The 13,740-nt window shown below is 71.3% G+C and carries 15 protein-coding genes; 8 read left to right on the top strand and 7 right to left on the bottom strand.

What is annotated here, in order from left to right:
- Positions 1-76: 76 nt before the first annotated feature.
- The 4 genes from AMETH_RS26230 to AMETH_RS26215 form a co-directional block, all read right to left on the bottom strand.
- Positions 77-691, bottom strand: a complete 615-nt coding sequence (locus AMETH_RS26230; RefSeq protein WP_017984166.1) for a TetR/AcrR family transcriptional regulator — start codon at positions 689-691, stop codon at positions 77-79.
- 22 nt (positions 692-713) lie between these two features.
- The gene (gene paaK, locus AMETH_RS26225; RefSeq protein WP_017984165.1) at positions 714-2,060 is read right to left on the bottom strand and encodes a phenylacetate--CoA ligase PaaK; all 1,347 of its coding nucleotides are present in this window, start codon (positions 2,058-2,060) and stop codon (positions 714-716) included.
- Positions 2,061-2,073: 13 nt separating this feature from the next.
- Positions 2,074-2,457: a hydroxyphenylacetyl-CoA thioesterase PaaI gene (paaI, locus tag AMETH_RS26220; protein ID WP_017984164.1), complete on the bottom strand. Its 384-nt coding sequence runs from the start codon at positions 2,455-2,457 to the stop codon at positions 2,074-2,076.
- An 89-nt stretch (positions 2,458-2,546) separates the two neighbouring features.
- Positions 2,547-3,338, bottom strand: coding sequence for an enoyl-CoA hydratase/isomerase family protein (locus AMETH_RS26215; RefSeq protein ID WP_017984163.1), 792 nt, complete (start codon positions 3,336-3,338; stop codon positions 2,547-2,549).
- 82 nt (positions 3,339-3,420) lie between these two features.
- Between AMETH_RS26215 and paaZ the strand changes: the two genes are divergently transcribed.
- The 6 genes from paaZ to paaE are packed head-to-tail and all read left to right on the top strand — an operon-like array spanning position 3,421 to position 9,134.
- Entirely contained in the window at positions 3,421-5,445 is a 2,025-nt protein-coding gene (paaZ, locus tag AMETH_RS26210) for a phenylacetic acid degradation bifunctional protein PaaZ (protein ID WP_017984162.1), read from the top strand.
- Entirely contained in the window at positions 5,445-6,389 is a 945-nt protein-coding gene (gene paaA / locus AMETH_RS26205) for a 1,2-phenylacetyl-CoA epoxidase subunit PaaA (RefSeq protein ID WP_017984161.1), read from the top strand. Before paaZ ends, paaA begins: the two co-directional genes overlap by 1 nt.
- Positions 6,386-6,673 carry a 1,2-phenylacetyl-CoA epoxidase subunit PaaB gene (gene paaB, locus AMETH_RS26200; RefSeq protein WP_017984160.1) on the top strand — a complete coding sequence of 96 codons (288 nt, stop codon included), beginning with the start codon at positions 6,386-6,388 and terminating at the stop codon, positions 6,671-6,673. The genes paaA and paaB overlap by 4 nt, the downstream gene beginning before the upstream one ends.
- A 7-nt stretch (positions 6,674-6,680) precedes the next feature.
- Positions 6,681-7,565, top strand: a complete 885-nt coding sequence (gene paaC, locus AMETH_RS26195) for a 1,2-phenylacetyl-CoA epoxidase subunit PaaC (RefSeq protein WP_026153382.1) — start codon at positions 6,681-6,683, stop codon at positions 7,563-7,565.
- A complete protein-coding gene (paaD, locus tag AMETH_RS26190) occupies positions 7,559-8,050 on the top strand; it encodes a 1,2-phenylacetyl-CoA epoxidase subunit PaaD (protein WP_017984158.1) in 492 nt (163 codons plus the stop codon). Before paaC ends, paaD begins: the two co-directional genes overlap by 7 nt.
- A gap of 1 nt (position 8,051) precedes the next feature.
- Positions 8,052-9,134, top strand: a complete 1,083-nt coding sequence (gene paaE, locus AMETH_RS26185; RefSeq protein ID WP_017984157.1) for a 1,2-phenylacetyl-CoA epoxidase subunit PaaE — start codon at positions 8,052-8,054, stop codon at positions 9,132-9,134.
- Here the strand turns inward: paaE and AMETH_RS26180 are convergent.
- The gene (locus tag AMETH_RS26180) at positions 9,112-9,330 is read right to left on the bottom strand and encodes a hypothetical protein (protein ID WP_020486725.1); all 219 of its coding nucleotides are present in this window, start codon (positions 9,328-9,330) and stop codon (positions 9,112-9,114) included. The two genes, paaE and AMETH_RS26180, sit on opposite strands and share 23 nt — an antisense overlap.
- A 240-nt stretch (positions 9,331-9,570) precedes the next feature.
- On the opposite strand from AMETH_RS26180, the gene AMETH_RS26175 reads away from it, so the two are divergent.
- Together AMETH_RS26175 and AMETH_RS26170 are read left to right on the top strand one after the other, a co-directional pair.
- A complete protein-coding gene (locus AMETH_RS26175) occupies positions 9,571-10,860 on the top strand; it encodes an MFS transporter (protein WP_017984155.1) in 1,290 nt (429 codons plus the stop codon).
- Positions 10,861-10,862: 2 nt separating this feature from the next.
- Entirely contained in the window at positions 10,863-11,228 is a 366-nt protein-coding gene (locus AMETH_RS26170) for an RNA-binding S4 domain-containing protein (protein WP_020422842.1), read from the top strand.
- 50 nt (positions 11,229-11,278) lie between these two features.
- Here AMETH_RS26170 and AMETH_RS26165 read toward each other — a convergent pair whose 3' ends face one another.
- Together AMETH_RS26165 and AMETH_RS26160 are read right to left on the bottom strand one after the other, a co-directional pair.
- Positions 11,279-12,403 (bottom strand): amidohydrolase family protein, encoded by a 1,125-nt coding sequence (locus tag AMETH_RS26165; RefSeq protein WP_017984153.1) that lies wholly within the window; start codon positions 12,401-12,403, stop codon positions 11,279-11,281.
- Positions 12,397-13,686, bottom strand: a complete 1,290-nt coding sequence (locus AMETH_RS26160; protein WP_017984152.1) for a type I glutamate--ammonia ligase — start codon at positions 13,684-13,686, stop codon at positions 12,397-12,399. The genes AMETH_RS26165 and AMETH_RS26160 overlap by 7 nt, the downstream gene beginning before the upstream one ends.
- Between the last annotated feature and the right edge of the window lie 54 nt (positions 13,687-13,740).

The following is a 13,740-nucleotide window of genomic DNA, read 5'->3' as shown; positions in this document are numbered from 1 at the left end:
GACAGTGCGGACACCACGCACGGCCGGGGCATTCCCGGTGTGAGACCGTTCACCCGGGAAACCCGGCAAACGAGTCCTAAGCGGACCGCACCCGCAGCCCGTCGAAGGCCACCGCGGCCACCGTCTCCGCCAGCTCGTCGCCGCTCTGCCCGCCGCGCGGCCGGTACCACTCGATCAGCGAGTTGACCATGCCGAACAACAGGCGCGCCGCGGTCGGCGGGTCGATGTCCGGCCGCAGGTCGCCCTCGTCGACGGCCTTGGTGACCAGTTCGGACACGATGTGGTCGAACTCACGACGACGGGCCAGCGCGTCCCGCTCCACCTTCGTGTTGCCGCGCACCCGCAGCAGCAGCGTCACGAACGGCAGCCGGTCGACCAGCACCCGGACACTGCCGCGCACCAGGTACTCCAGCCGGTCCACCGCGCGCCCGTCGACCGATTCCAGCTCGGCCACGATCTCGAACAGCCCGTCCAGCGCCCGGTTCACCGCCAGCCGCAACAACTCCTGCTTGCTCGGCACGTGGTGGTAGATGGCGGACTTGGTGATGCCGAGCTTGCGCGACAGGTCCTCCATGCTGGTGCCGTCGTAGCCGCGCTCGTTGAACAGCTTGACCGCGACCGCGAGCAGGGACTCCAGGTCGTAGCCCGGCCTGCCACGCCGGGCGGGCCGGGCCGGAGGTGCGGTCGTCATGACCCCAGTATCCCAAGCGGTCTCAGGCCGGCGGGCGCTGGTCGATCACGCGGCGCAGCTTGCCCATCGACCGTTCCAGCGTGTCCGGATCGAGCACCTCCACACCGACGCTGATCCCGACGCCGTCCTTGATCCGCGCGGCGATCTCCGCGGCGGCGCCGGAACGGCGCTCGGCCGCGGTGTCGTGCCGGACCTCCACCAGCACCGTGAGGTGGTCCATCCGGTCCTTTTTGGTCAGCTTCAGCTGGAAGTGCGGCGCCAGGCCCTCGGTGGCGAGCACGATCTCCTCGATCTGCGTCGGGAACACGTTGACCCCGCGCAGGATGATCATGTCGTCGCTGCGGCCGGTGACCTTGTCCATGCGCCGGAACGCCGGCCGCGCGGTGCCGGGGCGCAGCGCGGTCAGGTCCCGCGTGCGGTAGCGGATGACCGGCATGGCCTGCTTGGTGAGCGAGGTGAACAACAGCTCACCCGTCTCACCCTCGGCCAGCACGTTCCCGTCGACCGGGTCGACCACCTCGGGGTAGAAGTGGTCCTCCCAGATGTGCAGGCCGTCCTTGGTTTCCACGCACTCCTGCGCGACACCCGGCCCCATCACCTCGGACAGGCCGTAGATGTCCACGGCGTGGAGGTCCATCCGCTGCTCGATCTCGCGCCGCATCTGCTCGGTCCACGGTTCCGCGCCGAAGATGCCCACCCGCAGCGAGGACTTCGCCGGGTCGAGGCCCTGGCGCTCGAACTCGTCCAGCAGCGTCAGCATGTACGACGGGGTCACCATGATGACCTCGGGCCGGAAGTCGGTGATGATCTGCACCTGCCGGGCGGTCATGCCGCCGGACGCGGGGATCGCGGTGCAGCCCAGCTTCTCCACGCCGTAGTGCGCGCCGAGCCCGCCGGTGAACAAGCCATAGCCGTAGGCCACGTGCACCTTGTGCCCCGGCCGCCCGCCCGCCGCGTAGATCGAGCGGGCCATCACCGTCGCCCACGTGTCGATGTCCTGTTCGGTGTAGCCGACCACGGTCGGCTTACCGGTGGTGCCACTGGAGGCGTGGATGCGGCGTACCTGCTCCTGTGGCACGGCGAACATGCCGAACGGGTAGTTGTCCCGCAGGTCGTGCTTGGTGGTGCAGGGGAACTTCGCCAGGTCCGACAGCTCGCGGCAGTCGTCCGGGTGCACCCCGGCCTCGTCGAACTTGCGGCGGTAGAATGGCACGTTCTCGTACGCGTGCCGCAGTGTCCACTGCAGACGTTCCAGCTGGGTGGCACGCAGCTCGTCGACGCTCATCCGCTCGGCGGCCGTCAGGTCGTCCGGCGCGGGCGCGGTGCCGAGGCGCTTCGCGTGGGGCACGTCGCTGTGCATGGTCGTCATGGGGACCGGCTCCTCAGTTCTTCCCGATCGTGCGGCTGCGGCCGCGGAATTCGGCGATCACTACGCGCCCGGCGTCGGTCTCGCGGTGCACCGTGACGTCGTAGATGCCGTTGCGCCCGTAGCGCGTGCGTTCCTCGGCCGTGGCGACCAGGTGGTCGCCGAGGCGGGCGCTGGCGACGAACGAGATCTCGGCGCCCGCCGCGACCGTCACCGGGCCGTGGCTGTTGCACGCGCAGGCGAACGTCGTGTCGGCCAGCAGGAAGATGTACCCGCCGTGGGCGATCGCGTGCCCGTTCACCATCTGCTCGGTGACCGTCATGCGGGCGACCGCCCGGCCACCGTCGGCTTCGACGAGTTCGATGCCGAGCGACTTCGACGCGACGTCGTCGGCGAACATCGCCTGCGCGGCTTGGGACACGGCAGCACTGCCTTCCGTCGTTACTGACCGAATGGACGGTTAATAATGTGCGTCCGGCCTCGGCACTGTCAAGACCCCTGGAACCCCGGCTTCGACTTGCTCAGGAAGGCCTCGACGGCGCCGCGGTGGTCGTCGGTGAGCCCGAGCCGCGCCTGCGCTTCGCCTTCCAGGCGCAGGACTTCCGGCAGCGGTGCGCCCCAGGACGCGGTCAGCGCGCGCTTGGCCTCCGCGTAGGCGCGCGTGGGGCCCGCGGCCAGGCGGGCCGCCAGGGCGGCGGCGGTCGCGGCCACCTCGTCGGGCGGCACGACGCGTCCGGCGACGCCCCACTCCGCGGCCTGCGTGGCGGTGAAGGTCTCGCCGAGCAGGACGAGTTCGCTCGCCCTGGCCGCGCCGACGGCGCGCGCGAGGGTGGCGGAGAGCCCGGAGTCGCAGGTCAGGCCAATCCCGGTGAACGCGGTGCCGAACTTCGCGGTGTCCGCGGTGACCCGCAGGTCGCAGGCGAGCGCGAACCCGAGCCCGGCGCCGACGCACGTGCCGTTGACGGCCGCGACCACCGGTTTCGGCATGGTCGCCAGCGCGGTGACGATCGGGTTGTAGTGCTCGTCGATGGTGGCGAACGCCGTGGCCGGGTCGGCGCGCAGCGCGTCGGCGTGCTCGGCCAGGTCCTGGCCCACGCAGAACGCCCGGCCGGTGCCGGTGAGCACGACGGCGCGGACCGAATCGTCGGCCGCCACCCGCTCCAGCGCGTCCCGCAGCTCGGTCTTCAGTTCGCCGGTGAGGGCGGGCCGGAGCATCGTCACGGTGGCCACGGCGCCTTCGCGGGAAACGGAAACAACGTCACTGGTGCTTTCGTCGGCCATGTCGAGACGCTACCATGACTTCCTGAACGTTCGGTTGGTTAATCCGGGGAAGCGAGGAACGATGGCCCAGCAGTCGACGAGGATGCTGCGCAGCTACGTCAGCGGCGGCTGGCGGACCGGGGAGGGCGAGGGGGTGCCTCTGCACGACGCGGTCACCGGCGCCGAGGTCGCACGGATCTCCTCCGCCGGCATCGACATGGCCGCCGCGCTCGACCACGGCCGCCGCGTCGGCGGACCTGCCCTGCGCGAGCTGACCTTCCACCAGCGGGCCGCGCTGCTCAAAGCCGTGGCCTCCCACCTCCGCGAGCACCGCGACGAGCTGTACGAGCTGTCCGCGAAGACCGGCGCCACGCTCGGCGACTCGAAGTTCGACGTCGACGGCGGCATCGGTGTGCTGTTCGCCTACTCCGGCAAGGGCAAGCGCGAGCTGCCCAACGACACCGTCTACGTCGACGGCAACGTGGAGCCCCTGAGCAAGGGCGGCACGTTCCTCGGCCAGCACATCGCCACCCCGCTGCGGGGCGTCGCCGTGCAGATCAACGCCTTCAACTTCCCGGTGTGGGGCCCGCTGGAGAAGTTCGCCCCGGCGTTCCTCGCCGGCGTGCCGAGCCTGGTCAAGCCGGCCAGCCAGACCGCGTACCTGACCGAGCGCGTGGTCGAGCTGATCATCGAATCCGGTCTGATCCCCGAGGGCACGCTGCAGCTGATCTCCGGCAGCGCCGGCGACCTGCTGGACCACCTCACCGAGCAGGACCTGGTGTCGTTCACCGGGTCGGCGTCGACCGCGCAGAAGCTGCGCACGCACCCGGTGATCGTGCGCCAGGCTGTGCGGTTCAACGCCGAGGCCGACTCGCTGAACTGCTCGATCCTCGGCCCGGACGCGGGGCCCGGCACGGCCGAGTTCGACCTCTACGTCAAGCAGCTGGTCACCGAGATGACCGTCAAGGCCGGACAGAAGTGCACCGCGATCCGCCGCGCGTTCGTGCCGGCCGAGCTGCTCGACGACGTGGCCGAGGCCGCCGCCGAGCGCCTGGCGAAGGTCAAGATCGGCAACCCCTCGGCGGAGGGCGTCCGCATGGGCGCGCTGGCCAGCCTGGAGCAGCGCGAGGAGGTCCGCCGCTCGCTCAAGGCGCTGCAGGACGCCTCCAGCATCGTGTTCGGTGACCCGGAGCGGGTCGACGTGGTCGACGCCGACGCCGAGCGCGGCGCGTTCATCTCGCCGGTGCTGCTCAAGGGCGACGCCGACCGCGCCGAGCCGCACGAGGTCGAGGCCTTCGGCCCGGTCTCCACGCTGATGCCCTACACCTCGGTCGAGCAGGTCATCGGCTACGCCGCGCGCGGCCAGGGCAGCCTCGCCGGGTCGGTCGTCACCGGCGACGCCCAGTTCGCCCGCGAGGTCGTGCTCGGCGTGGCCCCGTGGCACGGCCGCCTGCTCGTGCTCGACGCCGACGACGCGAAGGAATCGACCGGCCACGGTTCGCCGATGCCGGGCCTGGTGCACGGAGGCCCTGGCCGCGCCGGTGGCGGCGAGGAGATGGGCGGCATCCGCGGCGTGCTGCACCACATGCAGCGCACGGCCGTGCAGGGCAGCCCGAAGGTGCTGTCGGCGGTCACCGGTCGCTGGGTCGAGGGCGCGCCGCGCAACACCGAGGACGTCCACCCGTTCCGCAAGTCCCTGGCGGAGCTGAAGATCGGCGACTCGGTGGTGGCCGGGCCGCGCACCGTGACCCAGGAGGACGTGGACCACTTCGCCGAGTTCACCGGCGACACCTTCTACGCCCACACCGACCCCGAGGCGGCAGCCGCGAACCCGCTGTTCGGCGGCATCGTGGCGCACGGCTACCTGGTCGTGTCGTTCGCGGCAGGCCTGTTCGTCTCGCCCGAGCCGGGACCGGTCCTGGCCAACTACGGCCTGGAGAACCTGCGGTTCCTCACCCCGGTCAAGCCCGGCGACGAGCTGACCGTGACGCTGACCGCCAAGCAGATCACCCCGCGCGAGAACGCCGACTACGGCGAGGTGCGCTGGGACGCCGACGTGACCAACTCCGCGGGCGAGTCCGTCGCCAAGTACGACGTGCTCACCCTGGTTGCCAAGGAGAAGAACTGATGACCGCCACGCTCGACGAGCAGGACCTCGAACGGCACTTCGAGCACACCATCGAAAAGGACCAGCGGATCGAGCCGCGGGACTGGGTGCCGGAGGGCTACCGCAAGACGATGATCCGGCAGATCGCGCAGCACGCGCACTCCGAGATCATCGGCATGCAGCCGGAGGGCAACTGGATCACCCGCGCGCCGTCGTTGCGGCGCAAGGCGATCCTGCTGGCGAAGGTGCAGGACGAAGCCGGGCACGGGCTGTACCTGTACTCGGCCGCGGAGACGCTGGGAGCGGACCGCGGGGACCTGACCGAGAAGCTGATCAGCGGGCGGCAGAAGTACTCGTCGATCTTCAACTACCCGACGCTGACCTTCGCCGACGTGGGCGCGATCGGCTGGCTCGTCGACGGCGCCGCGATCTGCAACCAGGTGCCGCTGTGCCGGTCCTCGTACGGGCCGTACGCCCGGGCGATGATCCGGATCTGCAAGGAGGAGTCGTTCCACCAGCGGCAGGGCTACGAGCTGCTGATGACGATGATGAAGGGCACGCAGGCGCAGCGGGACATGGTGCAGGACGCGGTGAACCGGTTCTGGTGGCCGTCGCTGATGATGTTCGGCCCGCCGGACGCCGAATCGGCCAACACCGCGCAGTCGATGGCGTGGAAGATCAAGCGGCACACCAACGACGAGCTGCGCCAGCGGTTCGTCGACATGACGGTGCCGCAGGCCGAGGCGCTCGGCGTGACCCTGCCCGACCCGGACCTGAAGTGGAACCCCGACCGCGGGCACTACGACTTCGGCCAGGTCGACTGGGACGAGATGAAGCAGGTCGTCGCGGGCAACGGCCCGTGCAACACCGAGCGGCTGGCGCGGCGGCGGCAGGCGCACGAGGACGGCGCGTGGGTCCGCGAGGCCGCGGCCGCGCACGCGCGCAAGATGGCGGAGGCGAAGTGAGCAAGAGCGAGTGGCCGCTGTACGAGGTGTTCGTGCGCGGCAAGCGAGGCCTCAACCACGTGCACGTCGGGTCGCTGCGCGCGGCCGACGACCAGATGGCCCTGCACAACGCGCGTGACCTGTACACACGGCGCAACGAGGGCGTCAGCATCTGGGTGGTCAAGGCCGCCGACATCACCGCGTCCTCGCCGGACGAGAAGGACCCGTTCTTCGCGCCGTCGGGCGACAAGGTGTACCGGCACCCGACGTTCTACGACATCCCCGACAACGTTCCCCACATGTGAGCTGATGATGTCCTTTGACAACGCCTACGAGGCTTTGATCGACGCTCACGACGACTCGCGGTGGGCGTTCGGCACCGGGTTCGAGGACCCGCTCGCCGGGGTCGACACCTCGGTTCCGTCCGGTGTGGACGGTGACGACCTGGCGCGGTACTGCCTGATGCTGGGCGACGACGCGCTGGTGTTCTCGCACCGGCTGCAGCAGTGGTGCACCCGCGCGCCCGAGCTGGAGGACGAGGTCGCGATCGCCAACATCGGCCTCGACCTGCTCGGCCAGGCGCGGCTGCTGCTGGCCCGCGCGGGCAAGGCCGACGGGACCGACCGCGGCGAGGACGACTACGCGTTCTTCCGCGACGAGCACGAGTTCCGCAACGTCCGGCTCGCCGAGCTGGAGCGCGGCGACTTCGGGCAGCTGATCGCGGTGCTGCTGGTGTTCTCGACCTGGCGGCTGGCGCTGTTCCAGCGGCTGCGGTCGTCGGTGGACCCGGTGCTCGCCGCGATCGCCGACAAGGGCGTCAAGGAGCTGACCTACCACCGCGACTACGCGGCGCAGTGGGCCGTGCGGCTCGGGGACGGCACCGCGTTCTCGCACGAGCGGATGCAGGCCGGACTGGACGGGATCTGGCCGTTCCTCGACGAGCTGTTCGTGCCGCACGAGACCGAGTCGCGGCTGGCCGCGGCGGGTGTCGCGGTGGACCCGGCTTCGGTGCGCGAGGAGTTCGACGACGTGCTGGCGCAGGTGTTCGCGGCTGGTTCCCTGGCCCGCCCGGAGATCGCGGGCAAGGCCGGGGTCAACGGGCAGACCGGGCGGGGCGGCCGGCACACCGAGGCGATGGGCTACCTGCTGGCCGAGCTGCAGAGCGTCGCCCGCGCCCATCCGGAGGCGACATGGTGAGCGCCCGCGCTGTCGCGGAGACCGTCCGCGATCCCGAGCTGCCCATGCTGACGCTGGCCGACCTCGGCGTGCTCCGCGAAGTGTCCGAACAGGACGGCGCGGTGACGGTGTCGATCACGCCCACCTACACCGGATGCCCGGCCATGGACACCATGCGCGACGACCTGGTGCACGCGCTGCAGGGCGCCGGGTACTCGCGCGTGGAGGTCCGCACGGTCCTGCAGCCGGCCTGGAGCACCGACTGGATCAGCGAGCGGGGCCGCCGGGCGCTGGCCGAGGCGGGTATCGCGCCGCCGGGCAGCGCGCCGCGGCGGCCGGCCGGCCCGATCCCGCTGACGCTGAGCCCGCCGGTGCGCCGGGTGTCCTGCCCGCGGTGCGGGTCGGCGGACACCGAGCTGGTGTCGGAGTTCGGGGCCACCGCCTGCAAGTCGTTGCTGCGCTGCCGGTCCTGCGATGAACCCTTCGAGCACGTCAAGGAGATCTGAGGTGACCGCGAGCACCAAATCGAGGCTGCGGGGCGACTTCCACACGCTGACCGTGGCCGAGGTCACGCCACTGTGCGACGACGCCGTCGCGGTCACCTTCGACGTGCCGCCGGAGCTGGCGGCCGCCTACGCGTTCCGTGCCGGGCAGTCACTCACGCTGCGGCGGACGATCGACGGGCGCGAGGAGCGCCGGTCGTACTCGATCTGCTCATCCGAGGGCAGCAAGCCGCGCATCGGGGTGCGCGAGGTGCCGGACGGGTTGTTCTCGACGTGGCTGGTGCGCCAGGTGCGGCCGGGCGACAAGATCGAGGTCGGGACGCCGACCGGGAACTTCACGCCCGATCTTTCGGTGCCGGAGCACCACGTGCTCATCGCGGCCGGCTCGGGCATCACGCCGGTGCTGTCGATCGCGGCGACGGTGCTGCGCGACCCGGCGGCGACGGTCACCGTGCTGTACGGCAACCGCCGCACGGACACGGTGATGTTCGCCGACGAGCTGGCCGACCTGAAGGACCGCTACCCGGACCGGCTCGAGCTGGTGCACGTGCTGTCCCGCGAGCCGCGCGAGGCGGAACTGTTCACCGGACGGCTCGACGGCGAGAAGCTGTCCGCGTTGCTGGCGCTGTTCCCGGACGTGTCGGCGGTCGGGCACTGGTGGCTGTGCGGGCCGTTCGGGATGGTCACGGTGGCGCAGGACCGGCTGCGCGCGGCCGGAGTGCCTGCTTCGCGGATCCACCAGGAACTGTTCTATGTGGACGACGTGCCGCCGGAGCCGGTGCGGCACGAGGAGAAGCCGCTCGACGGAGTCGTCACCAAGGCGACGATCATCCTCGACGGCCGCGCCACGACGCTCGCCGTGCCGCGGGACGTGCCGGTGCTGGACAGCGCTCAGCGCGCGCGGCCGGACCTGCCGTTCGCCTGCAAGGGCGGCGTGTGCGGCACGTGCCGGGCGAAGGTGACCGCCGGGGCCGTGGACATGCGCCGCAACTTCGCGCTCGAGGAGAGCGAGGTCGCCGACGGGTTCGTGCTGACCTGCCAGTCGCTGCCGGTGTCCGACGCGCTCACGGTCGACTTCGACGTGTGATCGGCACCGCCTTCGCCGCGGCGGCCAGTGATCCCGCCGCGGCGAAGGCGAGCACGATCGCCAGAACGCCGGACAACCACACGGACATGGCGAGCGCCAGGTAGACCTGCACCGCCGCGGTCGCCGCGAACACCGCCGTCAGGACAAGCCAGACCGGACGGTCGGTGACCGGAGTCTTGGACTGGCCCAAACTCACTGCGAAACCCCTCCCGCGATCTTTCGGATACCCCTGGTATCGCCAATTGGGCCGTCCGGGTTACCGCTGGGCACCATCCGTGACGTTGTCAACATTTGCCAGTCGGCGCGCTTCCCGCGGCGGACTTGCTGCGTGGAGTGGCCGAACCATTGCGAGAGTGCGCAGCCCCGCCCTTTCACCGCGTGACGCCGTTCACCCGGCCGGGCGGAGCGGTTCATCCGGCTCGTGGACAATCATGCCGTGACCGTCACCGCCAAGGCCTCGCCGGGCGCGCGCAAAGCCGTGCTGAGCTGGGCGTTCTGGGACTGGGGAGCGTCGGCGTTCAGCGCCGTCATCCTCACGTTCGTCTTCTCCGTCTACCTCACCGACGGTGTCGCCGCCGACACGGAAAGCGGCTCGCAAGCGCTTGGCGTCGCGCTGACGATCGCCGGTGTGGCGGTCGCCCTGCTGGCCCCGGTGACCGGGCAGCGCAGCGACGTCGGCGGCCGGCGCAAGCTCTGGCTCGGGATCCACAGCGCCATCGCGATCGCCTGCACGGCCGGGCTGTTCTTCGTCCAGGACGAGCCGTCCTACCTGCTGGCCGGGCTGGTCCTGCTCGCGGTCGGCAGCGTGTTCTTCGAGTTCGCCGAGGTCAACTACAACGCGATGCTCGTGCAGGTGTCCACGCCGAAGACGATGGGCCGCGTGTCCGGGTTCGGCTGGGGCATGGGCTACTTCGGCAGCGTCATCGCCCTCGCGATCGTGTTGTTCGCGTTCGTGCAGCCGGACGTCGGGCTGTTCGGCGTGACCTCCGAGGACGGCCTGAACATCCGCGCGGTGGCCTTGTTCGTCGCGGTGTGGTTCCTGGTGTTCGCCCTGCCGGTGCTGCTGTTCGTGCCGGAGAACCCGCCGTCCCGCGAGCAGGCCAGGGGCAACTTCTTCGCCGGCTACAAGGTGCTCGTCAAGCGGCTGGTGCACCTGTGGCGGACCGACCGGCGGACGCTGTGGTTCCTCGCCGCGAGCGCGATCTACCGTGACGGCCTGACCGCGATCTTCACGTTCGGCGGGGTGGTCGCGGCCGGGACGTTCGGGTTCAGCCAGACCGAGGTCGTGATGTTCGCGATCGTGGCGAATGTGACCGCCGGGATCGGCGCGGTCAGCGGTGGCCGGCTGGACGACCGCCTCGGGCCCAAGACCGTGATCGTGACGTCGCTGATCGCGCTGGTGATCATCGGTGTCGCGCTGACCGTGCTGCCCGGCAAGGTGACGTTCTGGGTGTGCGGGCTGGCGCTGTCGGTGTTCCTGGGCCCGGCGCAGGCCGCGAGCCGGACGTTCCTGGCGCGGATCGTCGAGCCGGAGCGGGAGGGCGAGGCGTTCGGCCTGTACGCGACCACCGGGCGGGCGGTGAGCTTCCTGGGGCCGTTGGCGTTCAGCGGGTTCATCGCGATCTTCGACAGCCAGCGCGCCGGCATGGCGGGGATCGTGCTGATCCTCGCTGCCGGGCTGGCGGCGATCCTGCCGGTCAAGGCGCCGGCGAGGCAAGATGGATGACCATGGAGTCCACGCGCGTGGACCGCTGGCTGTGGGCGGTCCGTCTGACGAAGACCCGATCCGATGCGGCCGCGGCCTGTCGCGGCGGGCACGTGCGGGTCAACGACCGCCCGGCCAAGCCCGCGACGGGCGTCCACCCCGGCGACACGGTGCGGGCGCGTGTCCATGACCGGACGCGGATCGTCGAGGTCGTGCGGGTCATCGAAAAGCGGGTGGGCGCCCCCGACGCGGCCACGTGCTACATCGACCGCACCCCGGCGCCCCCGCCGGAAGCCCTGACGCCGGTCGCCCGCCGTGAGCGCGGAGCGGGCCGCCCGACGAAGCGGGACCGCCGCCTGCTCGACCGGCTGCGCGGCCAGGGCTGGTGAGTTCCCGGGCCGCCGCGTCGCAATGCGGTTGGGCCGGTAAACCGCGCCGCTCACAGCCGATACACGCGCCGAGCGTTCTCGTGCGCGATCATGTTCACCACGCGCCGCGCGTCGGCTTCCGACCAGTCGTCGTCGGCGACCCACCGGCCGAACGTCGTCGTCACCGCGCGGCGCCACAGCAGCGCGCCGAGGTAGTGCAGTTCCGGCGGCCCCCACGCGTCCGACGAGTACAGCTGCTTCGCGAACGGCGCCAGTTCGAACGATTCCGCCACCACCGCCACGCTGCGCACCCCCGTGTGGTTGATGCCGAGCCCCACGTCGAAGTGCACGTTCGGGAACGCCTGCGCCAGGTACCCGGCCTCGCGGTGGTACGGGTAGCAGTGCAGCAGCAGGATCGGCACGTCCGACGTCGCGCGCAGTAAGTCCAGCAGGTGCAACGGGTTGACGCGGTGCAGGTCGAGGTCCCGGTCGCCGATCCCGGTGTGCAGCTGCAGCGGCAGGCCCCGCTCGATCGCCGCGTGCAGGCCGAACCGGATCAGCACCTCGTCGTCCAGCCGCGGCTCGTCGCCCCCCGTGTCCAGCCACCGGTCCGCCGCCGCCGTCACCTCGGCCGGTGACGGCGGGGTCAGGTCGATGTCGAAGCCCGTGCGGTAGGCCAGGATCGACTTGGCCCCCACCGCGTTCTCGGCCCGCGCGGCCAGCCGGGCGGTGAACGCGTCGGCGTAGTCGCGTCCGGACACGTTGTCCAGCGCGAGCTCCTCGGCCAGCGCCTCGAGCCGCACCACCTCGTGCGCCCGCGCGCCGGAGGCCGACTCCATGCCCTCCAGCCCGAGCAGCGAACTGGTGGCGTACCCCGTGTCGACGATCCAGTCGCTCACGCCGGCGCCGCCGAGGAACCGCCGCGTCACCTCGTCCACGCCCAGCTCCGTGCGTCGCTTCCAGTACTCGTCGGCCGGCGCGTGCTCGGGCAGGTCGAGCACCGGCGCGCACCATCGCCGCACCGCGAACCCCAGCTGCGAGTCGAACTGCGTCATCCACGGCGGGATCGGGGCGGGTGAGCCCTCGTTGAGGTGCCCCTCGAACTCGGCCCGTTCCACCTCGACCGTGAAGGCGCCGTGCGCGTGATGGTCCACGAGCGGGGCGGCGGCGACGTGCTCGGCGAGCGCGCTCACCACGTGTACCTGAACTTCCCGGTCAGCACGTCGATCTCCGCCTTGCCGTAGGTGTCCAGTTCGTGGCGGCGCACCGCGGTCAGCGCACTGGCGATTTCCGGGCCGAGCAGCCGCCGCGCGAGCGGGGACGCCACGAACGCGTCCAGTGCGGCGGCCGGGTCGGGCAGCCGGGGAACGTCCGGCAGTTCCGACGGGTTGCGGGTGACCTCCCCGGGCAACGGCAACCGCCGGGTGATGCCGTCCAGGGCGAGCCCGAGCAGCGTCGCCAGCGCGAGGTACGGGTTGGCCGACGGGTCCGCGCACTTCAGCTCGACGCTCGCGCCGTGCGGGTTGCCCGCGGTGGCGGCGCAGAACCGCACGGCCGCCTCCCGGTTCTCCCAGCCCCAGCACGCGTGGGCGCCGGACCAGGTGTCCGGCTGGAGCCGGTGTCCGGACAGGACGGAGCCGGCGAACACCGCGAGGGTTTCCGGCAGGCCGGTCACGATCCCCGTGATGGCTGCGGCACCGTCGGCGGTCAGGCCATGCGGGCCGTCGCCGCCGGAGAGCAGCGGAACGCCGTCGCGCGCGAGGGAAACGTGCAGGTGCGCGCCGTTCCCGCTGCCGCCGGCGAAGGGCAGTGGCGAAAAGGAGACCGAAAACCCGTGCCGCCGCGCGATGCGGCTGGTCAGCAACCGGGCGAGCACGACCTCGTCCGCGGCTTCGACCGGGCTCGCCGGCGCGAGGGAGAACTCGAACTGCCCGGCGCCGTACTCGCTGTGGATCTGCTCGACGGGCAGGCCGGCGTCGACCAGGTCGGCGAGGAACGGCTCGGCGGCGAGGTTGAGGCCGTAGGCGTTCCAGTGCGGGAAGGCGTCGGTGACCACGAACTCCAGCTCGCACCCGGCGCGCGCGACGATGCCGTGGTCGGCCAGCGCGTTCTCCGCCTCGTGCAGGGCTTTCCGGGCGCACAGTCCGCTCGGCTCACCGTCCTGTGTGGACACCCCGACAGGCGCCCAGGCCAACCCGTCGCCGAGGATCCGGAGCGCGTCCAGGTCGGCACGCAGGCGCAGGTCGCCGACCACGCCCAGCTCTGGGGTGAACGCGATCGCGTTGTCGATGCAGAACACGTGCCAGCTGGGGGAGGCGCCCAGGCCCGCGCGGTGGAAGTCCCGCGCCCGGTGCGGCGGCACGAACTTCGCCCGCGTCACCCCCGCGGGATCCACCAGGGTGCCCGCGAGCAGACGGCAACCGGCGTCGGCCAGGCGGCGCTCGACCGCGGCCAGCTGGGCGTCGTCGAGCTGCCGCATGAGGATCAGTGTCCCACCGAGCGCGGTGCCCTGCGCGACTCGGCGCGGTGAGCG

Origin of the sequence: Amycolatopsis methanolica 239, assembly GCF_000739085.1 — a bacterium.
GTDB classification, from domain to species: Bacteria; Actinomycetota; Actinomycetes; order Mycobacteriales; family Pseudonocardiaceae; genus Amycolatopsis_E; species Amycolatopsis_E methanolica.
The sequence above is the reverse complement of the archived record's forward strand: the minus strand, read 5'-3'. Positions and strand labels throughout refer to the sequence as shown.